This window comes from Calothrix sp. FACHB-168 (genome assembly GCF_963889195.1).
Taxonomy (GTDB): Bacteria; Cyanobacteriota; Cyanobacteriia; order Cyanobacteriales; family Nostocaceae; genus Aulosira; species Aulosira anomala_A.
This window is the reverse complement of sequence record NZ_CAWPNJ010000044.1, coordinates 1-25259: the sequence shown is the minus strand read 5'-3', so window position 1 is coordinate 25259 and position 25259 is coordinate 1. Positions and strand designations below refer to the sequence as shown.

Below are 25259 nucleotides of genomic sequence, written 5' to 3'. Positions count from 1 at the left end.
ATTTGTCATTGGTCATTTGTCATTGGTCATTTGTCTTATAACCTAGCCCGATAACGTTTCGATCCCCCCTAGCCCCCCTTAAAAAAGGGGGGAAATTTCTTTAAATCCCCCTTTTTAAGGGGGATTTAGGGGGATCTAAAACTTTTGGCTACTAACAAAAAGACTTTTAAAATATCCTCTAAAATTTTAGCGATCGCTATATCAAAAAAACACATAAAGCTGAATTTAGTAGGCGAAAAGCCATTTTACTTACTCAAAATCCTTAAACGAGTTCTTAAAAAGCCTTACTGCCTTCTCATTATTGTGTTTTCCGCAGGCAAAAAGCTATTTTACCTACTCAAAAAGCCTTACTGCCTTCTCATTTTAGTAAATCGCGCACTCATTTTGGTGTTTTCCGCAAGTAAAAAGCTATTTTATCTACTCAAAAAGCCTTATTACCTTCTCATTTCGGTAAATCGCGCAGTCATTTTGGTGTTTTCCGCAAGTAAACAGCAAATCAGGCGCTTAATTTCCTGATTTATCAACTTATATCAAGAATTCACTTACTTATTACCTAAATCTCTGTGTAGCAAAAGCTGTTTTATATTTGCCGAAATATTCCCAGGCTGATCGGTACATAAAATTTTTAAGGTAAATAATATCAACGATTATTTATCAGCAGGTGTAGAATATGGCGCGTCAAAAAAGAAGCTCTAAAGTTTTAGAAAGAGCCGTGCGTCGTGCTGCTAGCATGAACTCAATCAATCCCAATTTAGATGTAGGTAATGGACTGACTTTACCTGGCTTTCGCACTCTCATTGAGAAGATGCAATCGCAAGAATATGCATACAATACAGCCCTTTCTAACTTGGATGGATTATACCGAGAAATGCTAGAAACCGAGCGCGAATTAGGCGATATGACAGAGCTTATACTGTTAGGAGTTGCGACAAAATATGGCAAAAGCAGTGTAGAGTATGGCAAAGCGGGAGGAGTACCAAAAAACCAACGCCGCCGCGCCGTAAAAAGTGACGCATCAACTCCTAATTCTGCACCAATGGAATTTATTCCTAATGTAAATAGCAACGGTAATGGCAAGAAACCAGCCGCCACAAATTAGGATAGAATCTTCATTTTAATTTTAAAAAATAATGTGATATGTTGTGGGGCACAACATTGTTCATTGGTGTTAACTTACAGCTATTTTCAAGTAAATAGACCATGCTGTAGGGGCACGGCACCGACCATAGGTGTCAATTTAAGCTAAAAGCTATATACTGCGCCTGTTGTACAAAAACCCTCGCCCTCATCCCCTAACCCCTTCTCCCCCAGGAGAAGGGGAATTAAATCTCTTGCTCCCCTCTCCCTGAGGGAGAGGGGCTGGGGGTGAGGGCATAACTTATTCACCAAGCGGGTTTCACGTTAAGTTGACACCAATGGGCACCGACAATCTTTTGGTACATACAATAATTTGACTGCTGCCGTGCCCCTACGACAGATGTGGTTCAAATAGGTGAAAACTGCTGTAAGCTAAAAACAGCCTCTCTCTGAGTTTTGTCACACGCCTGAGAATGAATTCTCAGGCTAATAGCCCAAGTCTACTGAAGTAGACTCAGGATATGCAAATAAATTTAGTCATCTAAAGATGACTTTTGCTATTAGCAAGGAACTTCAGTTCCTTGCGGTATTGTCCCTACTAACACCAAATCTGCACAACACGCCCTTGCAATTGTTGCCCTAACCAAGGTGTATTACGAGAAAGTGTATGCAGATTTTTACTCTCAACTTTCCAACTTTGCTGTGGATCGAATAGGGTTAATTCTGCTTTTTGATTTGCTGTTAACCCTGTCAAATTTTGTCGCAAACATTCTGCCGGACGACTACTCAAAGCACGCCATAATTCTAAAGCGGTGAATTCTCCCGTTTCTACTAAATGTTGCCATAACAAAGGTAAGGCTAACTCTAAGCCAATGGCTCCCGGTGGTGCTTCTGCAAAGGCTTGGACTTTTTCTTCATAGGTGAAGGGTGCATGATCGATCGCGATCGCATCTATAATTCCTGTCCGTACCCCTTCCCTTAACGCTGCCATATCTTTAGGCGTACCCAAAGGCGGATCTAAATGCAAGCTTGTGTGATAACTCTTAACAGCTTTGGTATCTAATAATAAATGCATCCAGGTAGTACTAGCGGTAATTGGTAAACCCGATGCTTTAGCTGAGGCAATTAATTCTACACTACGTGCCGTAGAAACACGCATAATATGCACGAGAGAATTACCGATGCTGGCGACTAATTCTAATAAAGATGCGATCGCAGATGTTTCTGCACTCTCTGGTATTGGCGGTAAACCAAACCGCAACGCATCGGCACCTTCGCGCATTACTCCATTTGCAGCCAATTGGCGATCGCAAGCCCAAAAAGCCACTGGTTTATTAAAAGGCAGTAAATATTCTAACACCCGCCTTACCAGCCCTAAATTCTCCCTTGGCTGCCCATCAGTAAAGCCAACCACACCAGCCGCCGCCAAATCTGCCAACTCCGTCAACTGCTTCCCCGCCAAATCCAACGTCATCCCACCCCATACTTGCAGCTGGGGTGTAGCGGCAGCCTCCTCTGCTTTTCTACCCTTCTGCAACTGTGCCACAAGCGCCGGGTTATCAATCGCGGGAGATGTATTCGGTAAAATACTAACTCTAGTAAAGCCACCAGCCGCCGCCGCTTGCAACAGAGATGAGAGAGTTTCCCGTTCTTCAAACCCTGGTTCACCAGATTGGCTGTACAAATCCACCAACCCCGTCCCTAGAACTAAACCCCGACAATCTCTAATTTGAGTATCGGAACTAACATCGGTAATATGAGATGCGATCGCTTGGATCAAACCATCAGCAATCAACACATCCGCTATTTTATCGGTTCCAGAAACCGGATCTATAACCCGTACTTGTTGTAACAATTCAGTTGTCATGTGAGCTATCAGCTATTATTTATCAGTGCTGCCACTGTTAGTCTATTTTCATCTAGGAAATTTCAGAATAAAATTATCCAATCTATCAGAGTAAAAGAGGCAGGGGGCAGGGAGCAGGGGGAATAAAGGCGTAGGTTGGGTTGAGGAACGTAGACGCGGAGCGGCTTCCCGTAGGGTAACCCAACACCAAAGCCTGCCTTCGCAGGCTATCAAACTTTTAGCCTGCGTTCGTCGAAGACGTTCCCGAAGGGTAGGCAGGCTTCGTATTTCTAGCCCCACCCTTATAGGGTGAGGGCGTTTTTGCACATTTGAGATGCTCCCCTTTGTTGGGTTTCGCTGACGCTCTACCCAACCTACAATTATCCTGTCAACCGTCAACCGCGCCGCACTGAGCTTGTCGAAGTGTCAACCGTCAACAGCCTTAACACCAATCTCTACAATGCTCCAGCAGCTGTTTTATCAAATACCCCGCCACCTAAGTGCGCGGTAATATTCATCGCTTGCAGCACTGGTAAACCATCGGGGCCTGATGGATAATCAATTACACTCACTGCGCCGTTACCCTGACGGAAATTCCAGAAATTATCTGCGGGTAAACCCAGAATATGACATAGTAAAGTTTTGTTAGTAGCATCGTGAGCTACAACTATGCCGGTTTTAAGTTCACTTTTTGCTGCGGCTTGCACAATGGCTTGCCAAGCTGCAACGCTACGTTCCCAGACTTGTTGCAAATTTTCCCCTTCTGGCATTTGTACCTCGGCGGGAACTGTGCGCCAGCGCTCCAATTCACCGGGAAATTCTTGTTCAATTTCTACTTCTAATTTGCCTTCCCAAAGTCCGTGGCTAATTTCTCGTAAACCATCTTGCAATTCTAAATTTATCTGCGGATGGTGCTGCAAAATAATCTCTGCTGTTTCTTTAGGACGCTGCATAGAACTGCTAACAGCAAAATCAATGGCTACATCTTTCAGAAACTCTCCGGCTTTTTGCGCCTGACTTCTGCCGTTATCGTTGAGGGGAACGTCAATTTGTCCTTGAAATCTAGTTTGGCGATTCCACTCTGTTTCCCCGTGACGTACCAGTAATAATCTTACACCTTCATGTCCTGGTCTCAATGAAGGCAAAATTTCGCCTGTATGTTGTGTTTGATTTAAAGACTCTAGCTGGACTGCATCGCCTAAACCGCCAGCAAAATTTAAAATTGTGATGCCACAATTAGATTGCTGTACGGAATGGTAGCGACTGGGGGGAACGCCTAAAGCTGTGCTAATTAAAGCGCGATTAATGCCGTTATGCCCCACAATCAAAATAGTTTCGCCTTGATGATGGGGTAAAGTTTCTTGCCAAAATTCTTTAGCTTGGGCGTATAAAGACAATACAGGGAAATGTTCTTTAGTTCCCTGTGCATCTTCTAACAACATCCGCAATTCGTCAGGATGTTCGTGCCAAGTTTTATAATCTTCAGCATACTGTTCCTTGACCTCAGATGTGAGCATTCTCTCCCACAAAGGCAAGTCTATTTCCAACAATTTATCAGAAGTTTGGATAACAGCAGCTTTTCCCGTAGCATTGACTAATTGATGATGAATACTTTCTGCTGTCTGTTTTGCCCGTTGTAAAGGACTGCTGTAAATGGCATTGAATGCAATATTACTGAGGGCTTGGCCTAATTTGGTAGCATCATTCTGACCTTTTTGAGTCAATTGTGACGCATCAGTGCGTCCTTGAATCCGCCGCTCGGTGTTATAGCTACTTTGACCGTGGCGTACAATGATGACCTTAGTCATCTATTTTGCCCTCCTCTATCTAAAGGACTAATTTTACTGCAAACTGGTACGAGGGAAATAATAAAAACTCCACCCACAACAGAGTAGAGTTTTTGGGTATAGAACAATACGGTTCAGTTAGCGTCAAAAAACAGATTTGGCGTAGGTTGGGGAGCCACTGCGTTGGACGGGTTTCCCGGCTCCCTCAGTGGCGTTTGAGGGACGAAACCCTACATTTTCGGCGCTTTGTTGGGTTTCACTTCGTTCAACCCAACCTACATTTAGGGACTTCCAAATAAAAAATATACAACTATTTATTGTGGGGTGGGCGTCTCGCCCGCCCATAGTCAAAGGCGGGCAAGACTTCGGCGTGAGCGCTCAGTCGAACGCTGCCCACCCCACAAGATTGGATAATTTATTTCTTGGAAGTCCCTTATCCTATAGATTGTGCAACTTAAAAGCAGAATAGCTTACCAATGCCCAATGCCCCAAGCGGCGGGGCGACTATCCCTCTCCACCCAGCAGAAGATGAAGTTTCCCGCCGCTTTCAATCAATCTTGCCAAGGTGTAGTCGGTGCATCGGGATCGTCTGAAGGTGCAGTAGGAATTGACGAATTATTTTGCCTCATAGTATTTTTATTGATATATGTACTCAACTGCTCAAAGGCGATTAAAGCCTCCCTTGCAGTTTGATAGCGTTGCTTATAATCTTCCAATACCATTTGGCTGAGAATGTCTGCTAAGGGTTCGCTGACTTCTACTTTATCGCGCCATTGCAACTCACCCTCACTATCTCTTTTAAACTCGTGGGGGGAGATACCAGTCAAGGCTTTGATACCTATCATGCCGACTGCATAGATGTCGCTACTATATTGGGGACGACCAAAACATTGTTCGTTAGGTGCATAACCTTTAGTACCAATACCAATGGTAAAGGGGGTATGTTCTTGATTTTCCATTGGCGGTGCAGATACGTCTTTGACTGCACCAAAGTCGATTAATACTAGTTTCCAGTCAGAATGGCGGCGAATAATATTACTAGGTTTAATATCGCGGTGAATTACTTTATTTTCATGGACAAATGCTAATGTTTGCAATAAATCTCGTAAAGTATCAATAACAGAGGTTTCTGATAGACATTGACCGGGAGATAATTCTTGGCTTAATGGATGACCAACTATAAATTCTTGCACTAAATAAAATTCTTCGTTTTGTTCAAAATAAGCTAATAGCTGGGGTATTTGCGGATGGTTACCCAATCTTTCTAATGTTTGGGCTTCGGAGTTAAATAAACGTCTGGCTAGTTGCAATCCTGTGGATTTGGTATTTGCAGGTTTGAGCTGTTTGACTACACAACGGGGATTTCCCGGACGATGGGTATCTTCGGAAATGTAGGTTTCGCTAAAGCCGCCAGAACCGAGAACTTTGACAATTTTATAGCGTCCGCCAAGTATGATCCCAGCTAAGGCTAAATTCCGTTGCTGGAGTAAGTCTTGCAAGTCATCTTGTTGGCTGATGATTTCTTGCACCACTGCTGAAGATTGATGTTTGCGAAATATATCAATTAGTTGCCGTTTTTTAATACTTTCTCTAATTATTTCGGTTCCCAGATAGGTGAAGCCACTAAAAGCGATCGCAATTATAGGTATAGTTGTGGGAAAAATTAAATCGTTGGCGATAAACAATACATAGCTCATTCCGCCCCAAATCGTGGCTAATCCCAGACTCAATATAAATCGCGTGCTACCACGTTTACTGCGAGTACAAATAAAGATTGCACCCCCAACGATGGTGAGTACAAATAAACCGCGCAAGGGGGGACTAGTGATACCTTGAGCGATCGCTTTATCGTACATTAAAGTCGCGATCGCATTCGCATGAATTTCTACCCCAGCCATGCGTTCGGGATACAGCCAGTGACTACCAGCCGCCACAGCATAAAAATCATTGCCTAACTGAGCTGTCGCCCCAATAATCACAATTTTATTTTGGAATACCTTACCCCGTTGCAAATAATTTTGCCAATTTTCCGGATCGAGTACATACCAAAAGGGAATTTCTTCAAATGTCCCAGAAGGTCCCCAAAAATGAATGCGATCGCCTTTAGGTCGAGGATAATTAATTTGCGCCGCCCTCAGTACCGCTTCGTCAAATGAGGGCATCTTATCAGTAATTAAATCATGAGTTGCCAGTAACTGCGTATACTCGCTGGCTAATCGGTGAATTTTGCCATCTACTTCTATGGGAAAATTTACCGTCCCAATTGATACTGAACCTTTATGAAACATCCTTTGCGGTTGCGTTAGCTGTACAAAGGTTCCTTGATGGGTGTCAAAGTGTTCGTACAGCGCAGCTAAAGTAACTTTACCACCGTATTTTTCTAAAGCTGCTTGCAATTGGCGATCGTCCGCCGGGCCATAACTACTTGGGGTATCAAACACAACATCTAATGCCACAGCTTTAGCACCAGCCTGCACCAATTTTTCAATAACTTGGGCATATGCAGCACGTTTAAATGGAAAAGATTTCAGTGGTTCCAGGTAAGCATACTGTTGTGGATTTGTTTTATAGTACTGTTCAGGGACTGATACAGACTGATTGTCGATTGCCAAAATCACAATGTCTTCTGGAGGATTTACTGGCCCCCGCAGTTGAAAAAAAGTCGAAATCGCCTGACTTTCCATCAATTGCACCATACCCATACCAGAAGTACTCAGTATGGCTGCGCCAATTGCTGAAGCACCAGTCAACAGATGACCAAACCAAGTTATCAGCTTGGAACGGTAAATTGAAGTGGTCGAAGTGGCTTTTGTCGGTTTGCTTAACCGTCCATCGCTAGCAGAGACATCTTGTTTAGTTGCGGTAGAGGTAGGTTCTTCTGCCATATCGTGTTATTGAATAATTAAGGTACAACAACTTTTATTTATTCAGACCCTGTTTTCGTGCAACCACATTGAAATCTGACTTAAATGAGAAACTTATACATTTGTCATCTATCAATTAATTTCCCCCAAATTTTGATTCATATCGGTACTTTGCTTACTTATAGTTATTTTTACAATCCTGACCTCATTCTTGCAAACAGCTGCAAGCTGTAATTTTCCCAAGAACTCAGCTAAAAATCCTTGGTCTTTACACTTGCTGAAGATGAGATCTACCCCAACATCTATACCACCAATCGCGAGTTGATGGTGCAAAACTTGTCAGTAGTCATTGCTCAGTAGCATTATCTATGCAACTGACATCAGTATTCATGACGATCGTAGCATCACCCAGAGGGCAAGTTAGATCGCAACTGGTTTTATCCCCCTCCCTCAGCCAACGATCTCAATATATATTTGCCATTGACAGCTGACAAAATCCTCATCCACTAGGGAAGCACAGATTTTGCACAGAAGTTTATTTTCCGCAACTTCTGTCACTGCGGTAACGCCAATCCAGCAAAAAAATCCTGTCCTGTTGATGATGGCAAAAATTAGAGCTGCGCTTTAGCCTAACTTCTCCCCTACAGGTTCTACCATACCTCTTTAGGAGTAAACTGAACTGTTAGACAGTTAAGATTACTGTTATTAAGTCTAACTTATTGGTAGATTTTGATCGGAGGGTAACCCTTGTATTGCCCTATATCCAAAGCTCAGAGTCTCCAGGATCTGCTCTAATGTTGCCGCTATTATTAATGAATTTAAAGAGGTTAAGATAAAAGCTATACATGAAGATACACTTTATAGATATTAGCAAATTGAGCTATTGATAATTGCTATAATCTATTGTTCAATCTACAATTCTTTTCTATTATTTAGGTGTAATTTTTTATGGTATCTCCTATGAATCGTCTGTCTATTTTTGTAGACGGAAACAATATGTTCTATGCGCAGCAAAAAAATGGCTGGTTTTTTGACCCCAGGCGAGTATTAGAATATTTTAAACACGAACAAGCAGAAACAACCTTAATCAATGCCTTCTGGTACACTGGCTTAAAAGACCCCCAAGATCAACGAGGTTTCCGTGATGCTCTAATTAGTTTAGGATATACAGTACGAACGAAAATTCTCAAAGAATATTATGATGATTCTTCCGGGAGGTACTCGCAAAAAGCTAATCTAGATATTGAAATTGTTGTCGATATGTTTAATACAGTAGATCAATACGATAGAGTAGTTTTATTTAGCGGCGATGGCGATTTTGAACGGGCAATTGAACTATTACGCTCAAAAAATACACATATTACAGTAGTTTCCACAGAAGGCATGATTGCTAGAGAATTACGTAATGCTACTGATAGATATATAGATTTGAATGATATTAGAGACCGAATAGAAAAGAGTGAAGCCTAAATTATAGTTAATGAATATTTACAAACGTAAATAGTAAAAAACCTAAAATCCAAGTGTAGTTATAGCAAAAAGTCCACCCTAAACTAAACAAAGAGAAAATGAGCAGCCAACCAGAGCGAATTATCATATTTGATACGACATTGCGCGATGGCGAACAATGTCCGGGAGCGACCTTAAATATAGATGAAAAGCTAGTAATAGCCAAGCAGTTGGCGCGGCTTGGGGTAGATGTCATTGAAGCGGGTTTTGCGTTTGCCAGTCCGGGAGATTTTGAAGCTGTCAACAAAATCGCCCAAGTCGTCGGTACAGAAAATGGCCCGGTAATCTGTAGTTTAGCCAGAGCCAAGCATGATGATATCAAAGCCGCAGCCGAAGCGATTAAACCAGCAGCAAAAGGCAGAATTCATACATTTATCGCCACATCTGATATTCATCTGAAGTACAAGCTGAAAAAAACCAAGTCAGAAGTAATTGCGATCGCGGAGGAAATGGTCGCCTATGCCAAAAGCTTCACCGATGATGTAGAATTTTCCCCAGAAGATGCCGGACGCTCCGATCCAGAATTTTTGTACCAAGTCTTAGAAAGAGCGATCGCAGCTGGCGCAACCACAGTGAATATTCCCGATACTGTGGGTTACACAACCCCCAGCGAATTTGGGGCAATAATTAAGGGGATAAAAGAAAACGTCCCCAACATCGACAAAGCGATTATTTCTGTTCACGGACACAACGACTTAGGTTTAGCCGTTGCCAACTTCCTAGAAGCAGTCAAGAATGGCGCGAGACAATTAGAATGTACCATCAACGGCATTGGCGAACGTGCCGGGAATGCAGCTTTAGAAGAATTGGTGATGGCGTTGCATGTCCGGCGACAATATTTTAATCCCTTCTTGGGCAGACCAGCCGATTCTGAACAATCCTTAACCAATATCGACACCAAGGAAATTTATAGATCCTCGCGCTTGGTGTCTAATTTAACTGGGATGTTGGTGCAGCCAAATAAAGCCATAGTCGGGGCTAACGCCTTTGCCCACGAATCCGGCATTCACCAAGATGGTGTATTAAAGAACAAGCTGACCTATGAAATTATGGATGCCCAATTGATTGGCTTAACAGACAATCAAATCGTCTTGGGTAAACATTCCGGGAGAAATGCTTTCCGCACCCGCTTAAAAGAATTGGGCTTTGAACTATCTGAAAGCGAATTGAATAAAGCCTTTGTCAGATTCAAAGAAGTCGCTGATAAAAAGAAAGAAATCTCCGATTGGGATTTAGAAGCGATCGTCAACGATGAAATCCAACAAGCGCCGGATTTGTTTAAAGTAGAATTGGTGCAAGTTTCCTGTGGAAGCAACGCCCAACCTACCGCCACCGTTACCTTGCGCACTCCCGACGGACAAGAATTAACCGACGCCGCCATTGGTACGGGGCCTGTGGATGCAGTTTATAAGGCAATTAACCGTGTAGTTAACGTACCTAACCAGTTGATTGAGTTTTCTGTACAATCGGTTACAGCAGGTATTGATGCGATTGGCGAAGTAACTATCCGGTTAAAGCATGAATCGCGCATTTTCTCAGGTCATGCAGCCAATACAGATATTATTGTGGCTTCGGCACAGGCTTACGTAAATGCACTAAATAGGTTGTATGCTTCTTTGCAAAGTAAGGAGAAGGCGGAAGAAGCGACTCCACAGAAAGTCTAGATAAATCTGAGCTTTTAGCCCTTGCAATTATTCTTAATTGGAGAATTGCGGGGGTTATTTTTATGGCGGATAAACGTTTTCACCCAATCAATTCTGCTGTAATCTCTTATTCTCTGTGTCCTCTGTGTCTCTGTGGTTCATAAATTAATTATTAACCGCAGAGGGCGCAGAGGCGCAGAGAGAAATAGGAATATTTTTCGCTTTAAAAGCAGAGTTTAGATGGAGAGTGGGGGGAAGTTGCTGTGACTAGAGGGATTTGAATGGTAAATTCTGTACCTTCTCCTAGAGATGAGACACAATGCAAACTGCCAGCGTGCATTTCTGTGATAATCTGATGACTAATCGCTAATCCTAAGCCTGTACCTTTACCTTCTGATTTCGTGGTGAAGAAAGGGTCAAATAATTGCGATCGCACTTCTTCTGACATTCCTGTACCATTATCGGCAATTTTGATAAATATATAATTATCGTCGCTACTGGTGGTGATGGTAATGATATTAGGATGGGCGACTAAATCAGCAAAACTTTTGTTCTGGTTCGACTCTTCTAAAGCATCAATCGCATTGGCGCACAAATTCATAAAAACTTGGTTGAGTTGTCCGATATAGCAATCAATTTTCGGTAAATTACCATAATGCTTGACAACTTGAATGGCAGGACGATTTGTGGTAGCTTTGAGACGATGCTGTAAAATCATTAGGGTAGTGTTAATTCCCTGATGAATATCGGCAATTTTTTTCTCAGTTCCATCTAGGCGCGAAAAATTGCGCAATGATTCCATGATTTCTTGAATGCGATCGCTACCTAATTGCATGGAAGAAATCATTTTCGGTAAATCTATCAGCAAGAATTCTAAATCAATAGCTTTTGTTTGCTGTTCAATTTCCTTACCCGGTTCGGGAAATTTTTGGCGGTAAAGGTTGACTATATTAATTAAATCTTGAATATAGTCGTTAGCTAAAGACAAATTACCAGAGATAAAATTTACCGGATTATTCACTTCATGGGCAACACCTGCAACTAACTGTCCTAAAGAAGAGATTTTTTCTGTATGTGCTAATTTGGCTTGAGTGCGTTGCAATTGTTGTAAAGCTTGTTCTAGTTTACTCGCTTGTTGTTGCTGAAAACATCTTTCTATATGTTGACGTTGGATAATTTCATTTTCGAGATTGGCTAAAGCTACTGTTCTCTCAATTGCTGTTGTCTCTAAGGAAATTATTAATGCTAATCCTAAAATTGCAAAGGTGACGATACCAATAGTTGTAGCTAGCACAGCAGCATCAACAGTCATCGCTGAAGGTGTATGTAATACTGCGATCGCATGAAAGTTAGTAGCGGTCATCCCTGTATAATGTACAGTAGGGATAGCTGCACCCATAATCATGGCACTAAATATTTTCTTCCTTCTATAGGCTACAGTATGGCGATCGGGTAGATGAAATGCTAACCATAAAGCTGCGAAGGAAACGATAAAAGCGATCGCAATGGAAATTCCTACTAATAGATAGTTGTAATGAATACTCGCATTCAGACGCATCGCCACCATTCCCGTATAGTGCATGGTGGTAATACCCAGCCCCATCAATAGACTACCAGCAAGTAAATTAGAGATACCCATTACTTCCTGACTGACCACAAATAAAGCACAGCCTGAGGCGAAAATAGCTGCCAAAACTGATATCAGCACAGTAAATATATCATATTTTACAGGAATTGGTAAATGAAAGGCGAGGATGCCGACAAAGTGCATAGACCAAATACCAGTTCCCATTGCGATCGCACCGCCAATTAACCAGCCAATTTGCGCGTAACCTATTGATCTGCGCACTCGTTCCGCTAAATCTAAGCTGGTGTAAGCAGCCAGTAGTGCGATCGCTATTGAAAGAATTAATAACCGAATGTCATAACTACCAGTAATAACTGTACTCATATAATAAATTTATTTTCTCTGCCAGCAAAATTCATTTCAGCACCGATGCTAATTCTATAAAGAGAAAATAAAGAAAATATGAGATTTTTAAAATTAATAATTCCCTAATAAAAGACAAATTCTTATAATTCCCATTTCCTCCTCAAAAATCACACCTAATCTTTATCTTGTGTTTGATTTCATTAAATATCGTCAACAGTAATTACCCTGACAAATGACTAATGACTAATGACTAATGACTAATGACTAAAGCGCATCATCATTTTTTCTGGTGCAGCTAAATTTTTAAACCCGCAGCGTCGGTATAATCCATGAGCATCTTTCGTTCCTAAAAACCACTTAGGTACAGCTTGCAGTTCTGAATATTCCAAAATGTACTGCACAAACCATTTACCTAATCCTTGTCGGCGATAAGGCTCAAGAATAAACACATCTTTTAACAGCGCAGAAGTAGCATAATCAGTAATTACCCTAGCAAAACCAACTTGCTGTTCATCTTCATAAAGTCCGAAGCATAAAGAATTTTCAATTGATTTTGCTAAAACTTCTAAGGGCATATTTTCTGCTAAATCAGCACTGCAAAGAAAATGATGAATCATGGGGATATTCAGTTTAGATTTATCTATGCTGATATAAAATCTATGTTTTAAATCTTCATTCATAGCGACCTCAAGAAATTTACCAATAAATTGATTTATCTGCGAGATGTAGATGCAAATGATGAAACTACTGAAACGTTAGCTGAATGAAAGAGGCTATATTCAGCAAGAGCAGGGATATATCTATTATTAATTATGAATCAAATAGGTACCACATCTTGGAATTTAGTTTTGGATACCTTCAAGAAAATTTGGGGCTACGATGATTTTCGTTCCCCACAGGGAGAAATTGTCAGCAGTTTATTAGCTCAAAAAGATGCCTTAATTATTATGCCCACAGGCGGAGGTAAATCGATTTGTTTTCAACTTCCTGCACTGCTACAAACAGGATTAACTTTGGTAGTTTCCCCTTTAGTGGCGTTAATGGAAAATCAAGTGCAAGAACTACGTCAGTTAAACCTCAGCGCCGCATTGTTGCATAGCGAATTACCAGCATCTCAACGTCGTTTAACAATGCAAGCATTAGCACAACAAAAACTACGGTTATTATATTTATCACCAGAAACTTTACTAAGTGCGCCAGTTTGGGAAATTTTATCTCAGCCGCAATTGCAGATTAACGGCATTATTCTCGATGAAGCCCATTGTTTAGTGCAGTGGGGTGAAACCTTTCGTCCAGCTTATCGCAGATTAGGAGCAGTGCGCCCAGCTTTGCTGCAATCGAAACCACCAGGAACGAAAATTAGCGTAGCAGCTTTTACCGCCACTGCTGACCCTGTAGCGCAAAAAACCATCGCCACAGTTTTACAATTACAACAACCAGATATTTATCGTCTCAATCCCTACCGTGCGAATCTGCATCTTAACGTCTGCATAGCTTGGACTCCCAGAGGAAGAAAGCAGAAATTACGCAAATTTATCCAAAATCGACCGCAACAAGCCGGATTAGTCTATGTGCGCACCCGCCGCGATAGCGAGGATTTAGCCGCATGGTTTACGGAAATGGGTTATGCTACGGCTGCGTACCATGCAGGTTTGAGTGCAACAGAACGGCGGGCGGTGGAAGCTAGCTGGTTAAGTGGTAAAATGCCATTTGTGGTATGTACCTGTGCATTTGGTATGGGGATTAATAAACCAGATGTGCGCTGGGTTATACATTATCACGCACCCTTGCTGCTTTCGGAATATGTGCAAGAAATCGGACGCGCTGGAAGAGATGGAAAACCAGCCGAAGCTTTAACGTTAATTAGCGAACCTACAGGATGGTTAGATGGGGAAGATAAGCAAAGACAGGAGTTTTTTGCACAACAAATGCGATCGCAACAACAAACCGCACAGCAATTAATCAAAAAACTACCCAAACAGGGAGAAGTGAATAATGTAGCGCGACAATTTCCCCAAGGTGCGATCGCTCTTTCTCTACTCCATAGTAGCGGTCAATTACACTGGCTTGACCCATTCCATTATCAAATTCAGCCAGGAGTCAACAAACAGCCAGTAAACCAACTTGCAGCCGCCAAGCAGATGCATCAATATTTACATAGTAAACATTGTCGCTGGCAATTTTTATTAACCGCCTTTGGTTTTGACAAAGAAGCCGCTAACTGGCGTTGTGGACATTGCGATCGCTGTTTGTCTAAATAATACCAATTCAAATAATGTCCCAGTTACCGCAAGGAACTGAAGTTCCTTGCTAATAGCCAAAGTCATCTCAAGATGACTAAATATCCTCAAAATCTTGAGTCTACTTCAGTAGGGGCGGGTTCACAGATATGCTCCAATAATTCACGACTATGTCGCTTAACCCGCCCCTACTTGGACTATTAGCCTTGAGCGAAGTCGAAAGGCGGGCGAAAAAGCAAAGACAGAGGCTATTTTTAGCTTAATTGCCTACTTTTTCTCTTCGTGACTTCGCGCCTTCGTGGTTTAATCATATTTTTTAACCGCGAAGACGCAAAGAACGCGAAGAAGAAGAGTTTATTTAGATATCAGCTTTAAAACTGGCGTAAAAACCGCAAATCGCTGGCGTACAACCTGCGAATATCATCCATTTGATGTAAAACCATCGCAAAACGTTCTACACCAAAACCAGCAGCAAAGCCAGTATAAATTTCTGGGTCATAACCTACAGATTTTAAAACATTTGGATCGACCATCCCGCAACCCATCACTTCCAACCAGCGCCCATTCCATTGCAAATCCACTTCTGCAGAAGGTTCGGTAAAGGGGAAGTAACTCGCACGGAAGCGAATTGGCAAATCGCCAAACATAGCTTGCAAAAATACCTTAATTGTGCCTTTGAGGTCTGTAAATGTTAACCCCTCATCAATGGCTAAAAGTTCTATTTGATGGAACACGGCTGAGTGCGTCGCATCCACATTATCCCGGCGATAAACTCGTCCTGGCGCTACTACCCGAATTGGCGGTTCTTCAGTTTCCATGTAACGAATTTGTACTGAGGATGTGTGAGTCCGCAGCAAATTACCATCAGGCAAGTAGAATGTATCTTGCATATCGCGGGCGGGATGGTCAGGCGGAGTATTCAACGCCTCAAAATTGTAATAATCTGTTTCCATCTCTGGCCCTTGCGCCACAGTGTAGCCCATGCCCACAAAAATATCCAACGCCCGGTCAATAATACCATTGAGGGGGTGAATTCGACCTTGGGGGCTGAAAATTCCTGGCATAGTTACATCCAGTGTTTCCGCTTCTAACTGGGCTTGAATTTGCGCAGTTTCTAAAGCGGTACGCTGCTTATCTAAACTATCTTGTAAAGATTCTTTAACAGTATTGGCGATCGCTCCAATTTTCGGGCGTTCTTCTGCACTCATCTGCCCCATACTGCGCAAAAGTGCCCCTAGTTGCCCTTTTTTACCCAGATAGCTGACTCTGAGTTCTTCTAGGCGTTCTAAGGTATCAGCAGCTGCGATCGCTTGTTCTCCTTCCTGCCGTAGTGCTAAAAGTTGAGCCTCTAAATTGCTAGTCATTAGTTAATACTCAAGAGTCAATGGTCAATAGTCAATCGTCCAAAGTTTTGGACTTGTCGGCAAATAACCCTAGTAGTATGCCATTAAAACCAAACCTCTGTTTACCAGTTTATAAGGGATTCAGTGTTTGCATCTGTTTTTTGTCTGCTATTTGTGACCCTCGACATTGACAAATGACCAATAACCAATAACTAATGACTAAGGGAACTCCAAAAAATAAATTATTCGGTTCAAGTCCTTGGCTGTTAACTGTGAACCGTCAACAGTCAACAGTCAACGGTCAACAGTGAACAATAGGAATGGAATATTTTTTGACTTGGAAGTCCCTAATGACCAATGACAAATGACTAATGACCAATCACCATGAAATTACTCATTAGCAATGATGACGGAGTTTCTGCTTTAGGTATTCGTACCTTAGCCAACAGTTTAGCAGAAGCCGGTCATGATGTGACTGTAGTTTGCCCAGACCGAGAGCGATCGGCAACTGGTCATGGATTAACCTTACACCAACCGATTCGCGCCGAAATTGTCGAGTCAATTTTTCATCCAGATGTCAAAGCTTGGGCTTGCGATGGTACGCCCTCAGACTGCGTGAAATTGGCGCTTTGGGCTTTGTTAGAATCTCCCCCCGACTTAGTACTGTCTGGAATTAATCAAGGCGCTAATTTAGGCACGGAAATTCTCTATTCCGGAACCGTGTCTGCCGCAATGGAAGGTATAATAGAAGGTCTTCCCAGTATAGCTTTCAGCCTTGCCAGTCATACATATAAAGACTATCAAGTTGCTGCTCGCTTTGCCCAAAATCTCGTAGCCCAACTGGCTGCCAAACCTCTGCCTGAGTTAATGTTACTGAATGTAAATATTCCCCCAGTGAAGTGGGAAGAAATTGCTGGCGTAGCGATTACACGGCAGGGAGTACGGCGCTATGTGGATGTATTTGATAAGCGCGTCGATCCTCGTGGTAAAACCTACTACTGGTTAACCGGTGAAGTGTTGGAGGATGTTGAACCCCCAGAGGGTTTAAATTTACCTCAACACATCCCCATTGATGTGCATGTTATCCGTAAAAATTACATTAGTATCACGCCATTACAATACAATCTTACCTACGCAACTGGCATTAACCAATTAGGGGATTGGGAATTTAAATTTACGTAATAACTTTGTCTTCTTTAGAAAAATTTGCAACTGAGGAGGTATTTAAATCTATTTTCCCGAAATTTAGGCTATAAAGTAGGAGCGCTCTCGCTCCCATCGCTAAACTCAATCCTAATAACTTAGGATTTTTGCTTAGTAATGTCTCACTCAAGCTGACAAAAATAGCCTGAAAAAGGGTATGCTGTTTTACCAAGAAATTCTCCTCTATTAAAATGGTAAGACCGCATAAACTGAAGAATCATCAGTAACAATTTGTTTTATCGATCGCCCGCTCAGTCCAGAAAGCAACACCCATGTCTAGGTTAGAACACCAATTTACCGTGCAATTTTGGGGCGTTCGCGGCAGCATCCCCAGTCCAGGGACACATACCGTGCGTTATGGCGGTAACACCCCTTGCGTCGCCATGCAAGTAGGTGGTAACCGCTTAATTTTCGATGGTGGCACCGGGCTACATGTTTTGGGACAATCTTTATTGTCACAAATGCCGTTAGAAGGTCATCTATTTTTCACCCACTCTCACTGGGATCACATGCAGGGATTTCCGTTCTTTGCACCAGGGTTTGTCAAGGGCAACAGTTTTAAAATCTACGGCGCAATTGCTCCCGATGGTTCCACAATTGAACAGCGCCTGAATGACCAAATGCTGCACCCAAATTTTCCGGTGCCTTTGCAAATTATGCAGGCTAACTTGAATTTTTGTGACATTACACCGGGGCAACCAATACATATTAATGACATTACCGTAGAAACAGCACCACTGAATCACCCCGGTGAAGCGGTGGGATATCGCGTCAACTGGCTTGGCGGTGCTGCAGCTTACATTACTGATACAGAACATTTTCCCGATCGCCTCGATGAAAATGTCCTGTGGTTAGCCCGGAATGCCGATGTGCTGATTTATGATTCTACTTATACTGATGAAGAGTATCATTTGCCCACATCGCCGAGAATTGGCTGGGGACATTCCACTTGGCAAGAAGCGGTAAAAATTGCTAAAGCTGCTAAGGTGAAGACTCTGGTAATTTTCCACCACGACCCTGCCCATAACGATGATTTTTTAGATAAAATCGCCAAACAAGCGGTAGAGCAATTCCCTAATGCCATCATGGCCAAGGAAGGGCTAGTAGTCAATATTCCCGTTTCCGTGCCTTTATCGGAATCTTTATCAGTCAGCTAATTTTTTGTTTAAAGATAGCAGTCGCATTGATTCGAGATTTTAGATTAGATTGTTGATCGGAAGCTCTCAGCAAGAGAGTGGCCTTTGAGGTAAACTGCGAAAACTGAAGAACAAGCTTTGCGAGTTCATCAGAGGAGCAAACAAGCCTGGAGAATAACTCTGTTGGGGCTTTTGCGAGTCAAACCTCGCCACAACCCAAAATGTCAGCCTCAAGCCAAAATGGCTATGGTATCGGGTGCTATGGACTGAGTAACGAGCGGTTAACCGTTGGCGACTTTCCTTGGCTGATGGCAAAACATGTCATCTCGCCTTGACAAACAGGGCAATCCCAGATGTTGCGATCGCATTTTCTCCTCTAGGCGGTTACCCATCAGGTAGCTTGTGGCTGATAGCTAAATAAACCTAAAATCCCAGAATCAAGTGCTAAATTTGTCTCAAAATGGGTGTTCTGTGTGGGTTGCTTCTGCAACCGAAGAACTGTTAACGCCAACGGCTGTGGCTCTTGGCAAATTTGATGGCGTGCATCTTGGCCATCAAAGAGTAATTAAACCAGTTTTGCAGCGAGCAAACAAACAAGTCCCACCAAGGACTTTGGATGCAGAAGAGAGCAATGTACTCGAACTCTCACCCACAGACGCTACAAACCATATATACTCAACTGTTGTCACCTTTCATCCCCATCCCCAGGAGTTTTTTTCGGGACAACCCAGGGCGTTATTAACTCCCCTAGATGAAAAAGTTGCCCAATTGCGATCGCTCGGCATAGAACAACTAGTACTATTACCCTTTGATAAAGAATTATCAGCTTTATCGCCTGAAGAATTTGTGGAAAAAATTCTCGTGCAAAAACTGCGATGTCAGCAGCTGAGTGTGGGACAAGATTTTTGTTTTGGTAAACAGCGTACCGGTACAGCCAGGGATTTACAACTACTCGCCGCAAAATATGATATCCCTGTCACCATAGTTACCCTAGAAAAATACGCAGGTAAGGCTGAATTACCACCAGAAAATCATTGTGCCAACTTTTCACCTACACCAGATTTACCAATTAGCACTTCCCTCATCCGCCAAACCTTAGAAAATGGCGATGTCAAAAATGCAAATCTTTTATTAGGCAGGCCTTACACTTTGTTTGGGCTGGTGATTCAAGGGCAACAATTGGGTAGAACCATTGGCTTTCCTACCGCGAATTTGCAACTCCCAAAAGATAAATTTTTACCCCGCTTTGGTGTTTATGCCGTGCGCGTTTTCCTCACAGAGCAAACATCACAGACATCTGTCCCCCTATTGGGAGTGATGAATATTGGTAATCGTCCCACCGTTGCAGGTATCAATACATCGGTAGAAGTCCATTTATTCGATTGGGCGGGAGACTTGTACGGTAAACAGCTAGCTGTGCAGCTGGTGGAATTTTTACGCCCCGAACAAAAATTTTCTTCTCTAGAAGCACTCAAAGCACAAATTCAACTCGATTGCAATATTGCGAAAGAAGTTTTGCTATTTCCATGATGAGTTGTGCCGCTTGGTTGGGAACAATAAAGGGGCTAGGGGTTAGGGGCTAGGAATTTTAGATTTTAGATTTTGGATTTTAGATTTAACCCTAATCCAAAATCGGAAATCCAAAATCCAAAATTGAATTGCCCAATGCCCAATGCCCCATGCCCAATGCCCTATACACCCAATCCTGGTGCATGAGAGAAAAAATTGACGCTTTAACACAAAACCTGTCTCGTACTATCGTTGGTAAAACTGAAGCAATACGTTTGGTGCTGGTTGCTCTTTTTGGCGGTGGTCATGCTTTATTAGAAGATGTTCCTGGTGTTGGTAAAACTCTGCTAGCTAAGTCTTTAGCTCGTTCTGTTGATGGTAAGTTTCAACGGCTACAATGTACCCCGGATTTACTACCAACTGATGTTACAGGGACTAACATTTGGAACCCGAAAAGCGGCGAATTTAGCTTTCTTCCTGGGCCAATATTTGCTAATGTACTCTTAGCTGATGAAATCAACCGCGCTACACCTAGAACTCAGTCAGCGTTGTTAGAGGTAATGGAAGAACATCAGGTAACAGTTGATGGGGTTTCTCGTCCTGTACCTAAGCCGTTCTTTGTGATTGCCACCCAAAACCCCATTGAATATCAGGGAACTTTCCCGCTACCGGAAGCACAGATGGATCGGTTTATGCTGTCCTTGAGTTTGGGCTATCCTTCCGAGTCAGAAGAACTGCAAATGCTGCAAAATTTGGCTGATAATATCAAAGCTGAAGATTTGCAAGCTTGCATTACTTTGGACGAAGTGACGCAATTACGGCAACTCTGTGCGCAAGTGAGGGTAGAACCGACTTTACAGCAATACATCTTAGATTTGGTAAGGGCGACAAGGCAAGATGAGGAAATTTCCCTTGGTGTCAGTCCCCGTGGTACGGTGGCGTTACAAAAAGCTACCCAAGCCCTCGCTTTTATTTTAGGGCGTGAATATGCCATTCCCGATGATGTCAAATTTCTCGTGCCCCATGTACTAGGGCATCGTTTAATTACAAGAGGCGGGCGCAGTTCTCGCACTGTAGTTGAGCGATTATTGCGATCGCAACCTATTCCCTAAATAAGGGACTTCCAAGAAATAAATTATCCAATCTTGTGGGGTGGGCAGCGTTCGACTGAGCGCTCACGCCGAAGTCTTGCCCGCCTTTGACTATGGGCGGGCGAGACGCCCACCCCACAATCAATAGTTGTATATTTTTTTATTTGGAAGTCCCTAAGTGCTTTCATCTTCTATTTATACCAATTCAAATAATGTTTGCGACACATCAATATATTCTAGAGGGCATGGCAGTGCCATGCCCCTACCATCTGTCGCATTCTTTTTTCAAATTGGTATTAGCCCGCTCATGCGGGTTTTGTTATTTTAAACACAATTATCTCTAAAATAGTTCGGTAAATACAGTCAACCGTCAACCGTCAACCGTCAACGAAAAAAATATTACCTTCACTATCTAATCTGGGAATCCTGAGTAGAGAGGAACATTCACCTGGAGGATATCGGCTGATGCGTCATCGCGCATCCAGCTATGAAGTTATGTATAAACAAATGCCCCTACGAGTAATTTTTGTTTTTTCTACACTACTCCAGGTGATTACTGCGGTAGGACTTACCGGATATTTCTCTTTTCTTAATGGACAAAAGGCGGTGAATGAAGTCGCCACCCAGTTGCGGGATGAGGTGACTGCAAGAGTTAAGGATCAATTGCTGGTTTATATTGAAACGCCTCATTTAATTAATCGCCTCAATGCTAATGCGATTGAGTTAGGGCAGTTAGATATACAAAATACTCAGTATAAACAGAAGTATTTTTGGCAGCAAATTCGGACTTTTTCGGTAATTACTTATAACTTTTATGGTGACGCGGCTGGGGAATATTTAGGCGCTAGAAGGTTAGCCAATGGTGAGTTACAGGTAATGCAACGCGATCGCACTACAGGACATAATCAGTATTTTGCTACCAATAATCAAGGCGATCGCACAAAACTGATCCAATCTCTACCTAATTTTGATGCCCGTCAACGCCCTTGGTATCAGGAAGCTGTTGCAGCTGGTAAACCAACTTGGAGTAAAATCTACAGCGATTTTAGTACGGGAGGATTAGCAATTACCGCCGCCCAACCTGTCTATGACAAGCAGGGGAAACTCAAGGGGGTACTGGGTAGCGAATTTATTTTTTACGAAGTCAATAGATTTTTGCAAAGTTTGAAGATTGGTAAATCTGGTCAAACTTTTATTATGGAGCGATCCGGGTTGTTGGTGGCGACATCTACCCCCGATGCAAGTAACCGCCAGAGTAAGAATCCGCCCACACAAAGAATTAAAGCTTCTGAAAGTCAAAATTATCTGATTCAGCAGAGTGCGAAACATTTAGAACAGAAATTTGGCGATTTTGCGCAAATTCACAATAGCCAACTCCTAGATTTTGAGATTCAGGGAGAACGTCAATTTCTCCAGGTGACACCATTAAAAGATAGCCGGGGATTGGATTGTTTAATTGCGGTGGTGATTCCCGAAGCGGATTTTATGGCGCGGATTCAGGAAAATACCAGACTCACAGTTATGTTGTGTCTGCTATCGCTAATTATTGCAACGGTGTTGGGTTTGCAAACATCTCTGTGGATTGTTAAGCCAATTCAGCGCTTAAATCATGCAGCTAGGGATTTGGCTGATGGAAATTGGGAACAAAAGTTAGTAATTGAAGGTTCTTATGAAATTGGCGAACTGGCGGAATCCTTTACCAGCATGGCGCAACAGTTAAAGGAATTGTTTGCTACTTTAGAACAAAAAGTACGCGATCGCACTCAAGCATTAGCCAAGACAAATCAGGAACTAAAAAACCGTAATGCACTGATTCGCCAAATCTTTGGGCGCTACCTCAGTGATGAGATTGTCAGCAATTTGCTAGAAACTCCCCAAGGGCTAGAGTTAGGCGGTACCCGCAAAAAAATTACCATCCTCATTTCCGATTTACGTGGTTTCACGGCGACAGCCGAACGACTATCCCCAGAGGAAGTAATTAAGATTCTCAACTTTTACCTGGAATATATGGCAGATGTGATTACCCATTATGAAGGAACCATTGATGAATTCATGGGTGATGGGATTCTCACATTATTTGGTGCGCCTACCATGAGAGAGAATGATACAAAAAGAGCGATCGCTTGTGCAATCGCCATGCAACAAGCCATGATTCCCGTTAACCAGCAAATGCAACTATGGGGTTTCCCTCCCCTAGAAATGGGAATTGGGATTCATACAGGTGAGGTTGTCGTTGGTAATATTGGCTCAGTCAAACGCACAAAATATGGTGTGGTGGGGAATCATATTAACCTCGCCTACCGCATTGAAGCCTGTAGCGTCGGCGGACAAATTATTATTTCTGAGGATGTGTTAGAGGAAGTACGGGATATTGTCAAAGTAGATGGTAAACAACAGGTGCAGATGAAAGGAGTCAAAGATCCGATTAATCTGTATGAAATTAGCGGGATTGCGGGGGAGCATAACTTATATCTCACCAAGTCTACAGAAGAATTCCACGAATTGCCTGAGCCGATTTTACTCCAGTACGTCACCTTAGAAAGCAAACATGTAGGCGATCGCTTGTATGCGGGAGAAATTATTCAACTTTCCCATCGAGAAGCTTTGATTAAATACAACAGCGATGGGGGAGAATTACCGCCACCTTTGACAAATTTGAAGTTAATTTTGCTGAATAAGGATGTGTCGCCAGGGGTAGGGGAAGATTTTTATGCCAAGGTGTTAGAAAAACCAGCACCGGAGAATAGCTTTTATATTCACTTTACATCTTTGCCGCCATCTGTGCGGGCAATGCTGGATCGGTTTTATGATGTTCCTTGTTTGGATGGTTGAAATTTGGACGGGATTCATTACGATGGAGACGCGATGAATTCCGTCACACAGGGAGACGCGATGAATATTCAACAAGAAGACGCGATGAATCGATTCAAGAAGAAGACGTGATGAATTCCGTCACACAGGGAGACGCGATGAATTCCGTCACACAGGGAGACGCGATGAATCGATTCAAGAAGGAGACGCGATGAATTCCGTCACACAGGGAGACGCGATGAATCGCGTCTCTACAAGGGGTTAATGGGGTTGTCGATGGCGATCGCGGTGCCAATTGATTGGGTTATTGATAATATATTGTCGAATATTATCTAGGGCGAATTGATCGCGAATTATTTCATCATGAAATCTTTCTTGCCATCCAAAACCTTGATAAATTTGATTAATTTCAAACGTACATCGTCCCTTATACCACCGCAAAATTTTAGAAACCGAATTTTTCGACAACATCGGATTAAACAACCCCGTCACCCCCCCTCTTGTAGAGACGCGATTCATCGCGTCTCCTTGCGAATTCATCAAATTCACCGCGTCCCCTCCCTGTTTATCGCAATTCACCGCGTCCCCTCCTTCCTCAAAATCAACAGAACCTTGTGCTTGATTAATTATCAAAATGCCGTGAATATGATTAGGCATAACGCAAAACGCATCAATATCACAATTAGAAAATTGATTAGGAATCTCACCCCACAACCTTTGAACAACCTCTCCAACTGACGATAACTGCATTTCCCCCTGCACAACCTCACCAAAAAAGTATTTTTTACCCTGCGTGCAAAGAGTCAGAAAATATGCACCATTGCTAGCATAATTCCATGCTGGTAACCTTGTTGAATCAACGCGATATTTACCTTTATATTTAGGTTTATCATTTTTCCGTTCAGGCTCGTAATTATTCATGATTACATCTTTGATTGATGCAAAGAATTTATAATCATGTAATTATTGCTGCGCATTTATATAATTGCCAACCCAAAAAATTCGGAATTATTTCCACAGAAACCAAAGCTATTAATTTTTGCAATCAAAAAAACGATCGCAAGGTAAGATAACCCAAGTACTAGCCAAACAAGCAGGTAAACAAATATCAAAGCCTCATTAATGAACTTCTGAGCCTCATTCACGAGTATCAAAGACTGGTTAACGAGTATCAAAGACTCATTCACGAGTATCAAAGACTGATTAATGAGTATCAAAGACTCATTCACGAGTATCAAAGACTGATTAATGAGTATCAAAGACTCAT

The 25259-nt window shown here is 42.5% G+C and carries 17 protein-coding genes; 9 read left to right on the top strand and 8 right to left on the bottom strand.

Annotation, left to right across the window (positions count from 1 at the left end; translation table 11 throughout):
- Nucleotides 1-670 precede the first annotated feature (670 nt).
- A complete protein-coding gene (locus tag AACW45_RS25355; RefSeq protein ID WP_190635551.1) occupies nt 671-1099 on the top strand; it encodes a hypothetical protein in 429 nt (142 codons plus the stop codon).
- 576 nt (nt 1100-1675) lie between these two features.
- Here the strand turns inward: AACW45_RS25355 and AACW45_RS25350 are convergent.
- From AACW45_RS25350 to AACW45_RS25340, 3 genes are all read right to left on the bottom strand, one after another.
- A complete protein-coding gene (locus AACW45_RS25350; RefSeq protein WP_190635549.1) occupies nt 1676-2944 on the bottom strand; it encodes a dihydroorotase in 1269 nt (422 codons plus the stop codon).
- Between the two features lie 434 nt (nt 2945-3378).
- On the bottom strand, nt 3379-4731 hold the full coding sequence (locus tag AACW45_RS25345) for a histidine phosphatase family protein (protein ID WP_190635547.1): 1353 nt from the start codon (nt 4729-4731) through the stop codon (nt 3379-3381).
- Nucleotides 4732-5261: 530 nt separating this feature from the next.
- Complete coding sequence (locus AACW45_RS25340; protein WP_190635545.1) at nt 5262-7595, bottom strand: serine/threonine-protein kinase; 2334 nt, start codon at nt 7593-7595, stop codon at nt 5262-5264.
- Nucleotides 7596-8522: 927 nt separating this feature from the next.
- Here AACW45_RS25340 and AACW45_RS25335 point away from each other — a divergent pair.
- A complete protein-coding gene (locus AACW45_RS25335; protein WP_190635543.1) occupies nt 8523-9044 on the top strand; it encodes a LabA-like NYN domain-containing protein in 522 nt (173 codons plus the stop codon).
- 98 nt (nt 9045-9142) lie between these two features.
- Entirely contained in the window at nt 9143-10747 is a 1605-nt protein-coding gene (locus tag AACW45_RS25330; protein ID WP_190635541.1) for a 2-isopropylmalate synthase, read from the top strand.
- Between the two features lie 202 nt (nt 10748-10949).
- On the opposite strand, the gene AACW45_RS25325 is transcribed toward AACW45_RS25330, so the two are convergent.
- Nucleotides 10950-12677: an MHYT domain-containing protein gene (locus tag AACW45_RS25325; RefSeq protein ID WP_190635539.1), complete on the bottom strand. Its 1728-nt coding sequence runs from the start codon at nt 12675-12677 to the stop codon at nt 10950-10952.
- A gap of 239 nt (nt 12678-12916) precedes the next feature.
- Nucleotides 12917-13339 (bottom strand): GNAT family N-acetyltransferase, encoded by a 423-nt coding sequence (locus AACW45_RS25320; protein WP_190635536.1) that lies wholly within the window; start codon nt 13337-13339, stop codon nt 12917-12919.
- Nucleotides 13340-13471: 132 nt separating this feature from the next.
- Between AACW45_RS25320 and AACW45_RS25315 the strand changes: the two genes are divergently transcribed.
- Complete coding sequence (locus AACW45_RS25315) at nt 13472-14920, top strand: RecQ family ATP-dependent DNA helicase (RefSeq protein ID WP_190635534.1); 1449 nt, start codon at nt 13472-13474, stop codon at nt 14918-14920.
- A gap of 350 nt (nt 14921-15270) precedes the next feature.
- On the opposite strand, the gene pheS is transcribed toward AACW45_RS25315, so the two are convergent.
- Complete coding sequence (gene pheS, locus AACW45_RS25310) at nt 15271-16263, bottom strand: phenylalanine--tRNA ligase subunit alpha (RefSeq protein WP_096646015.1); 993 nt, start codon at nt 16261-16263, stop codon at nt 15271-15273.
- Nucleotides 16264-16626: 363 nt separating this feature from the next.
- On the opposite strand from pheS, the gene surE reads away from it, so the two are divergent.
- On the top strand, nt 16627-17424 hold the full coding sequence (gene surE / locus AACW45_RS25305) for a 5'/3'-nucleotidase SurE (RefSeq protein ID WP_190635532.1): 798 nt from the start codon (nt 16627-16629) through the stop codon (nt 17422-17424).
- Here the strand turns inward: surE and AACW45_RS25300 are convergent.
- Nucleotides 17417-17617, bottom strand: coding sequence for a hypothetical protein (locus AACW45_RS25300; RefSeq protein ID WP_190635530.1), 201 nt, complete (start codon nt 17615-17617; stop codon nt 17417-17419). The genes surE and AACW45_RS25300 overlap by 8 nt on opposite strands.
- Before the next feature lie 100 nt (nt 17618-17717).
- Here AACW45_RS25300 and AACW45_RS25295 point away from each other — a divergent pair, with 100 nt between their 5' ends.
- From AACW45_RS25295 to AACW45_RS25280, 4 genes are all read left to right on the top strand, one after another.
- Nucleotides 17718-18602, top strand: coding sequence for an MBL fold metallo-hydrolase (locus tag AACW45_RS25295; protein ID WP_190635528.1), 885 nt, complete (start codon nt 17718-17720; stop codon nt 18600-18602).
- A gap of 420 nt (nt 18603-19022) precedes the next feature.
- Nucleotides 19023-20111, top strand: coding sequence for a bifunctional riboflavin kinase/FAD synthetase (locus AACW45_RS25290; RefSeq protein WP_190635526.1), 1089 nt, complete (start codon nt 19023-19025; stop codon nt 20109-20111).
- Between the two features lie 182 nt (nt 20112-20293).
- The gene (locus AACW45_RS25285) at nt 20294-21202 is read left to right on the top strand and encodes an AAA family ATPase (protein ID WP_190635625.1); all 909 of its coding nucleotides are present in this window, start codon (nt 20294-20296) and stop codon (nt 21200-21202) included.
- A gap of 444 nt (nt 21203-21646) precedes the next feature.
- Nucleotides 21647-24013: an adenylate/guanylate cyclase domain-containing protein gene (locus tag AACW45_RS25280; protein WP_190635523.1), complete on the top strand. Its 2367-nt coding sequence runs from the start codon at nt 21647-21649 to the stop codon at nt 24011-24013.
- 240 nt (nt 24014-24253) lie between these two features.
- Here the strand turns inward: AACW45_RS25280 and AACW45_RS25275 are convergent, their stop codons facing one another.
- Nucleotides 24254-24913, bottom strand: a complete 660-nt coding sequence (locus tag AACW45_RS25275; protein ID WP_190635522.1) for a transposase — start codon at nt 24911-24913, stop codon at nt 24254-24256.
- Nucleotides 24914-25259 lie beyond the last annotated feature (346 nt).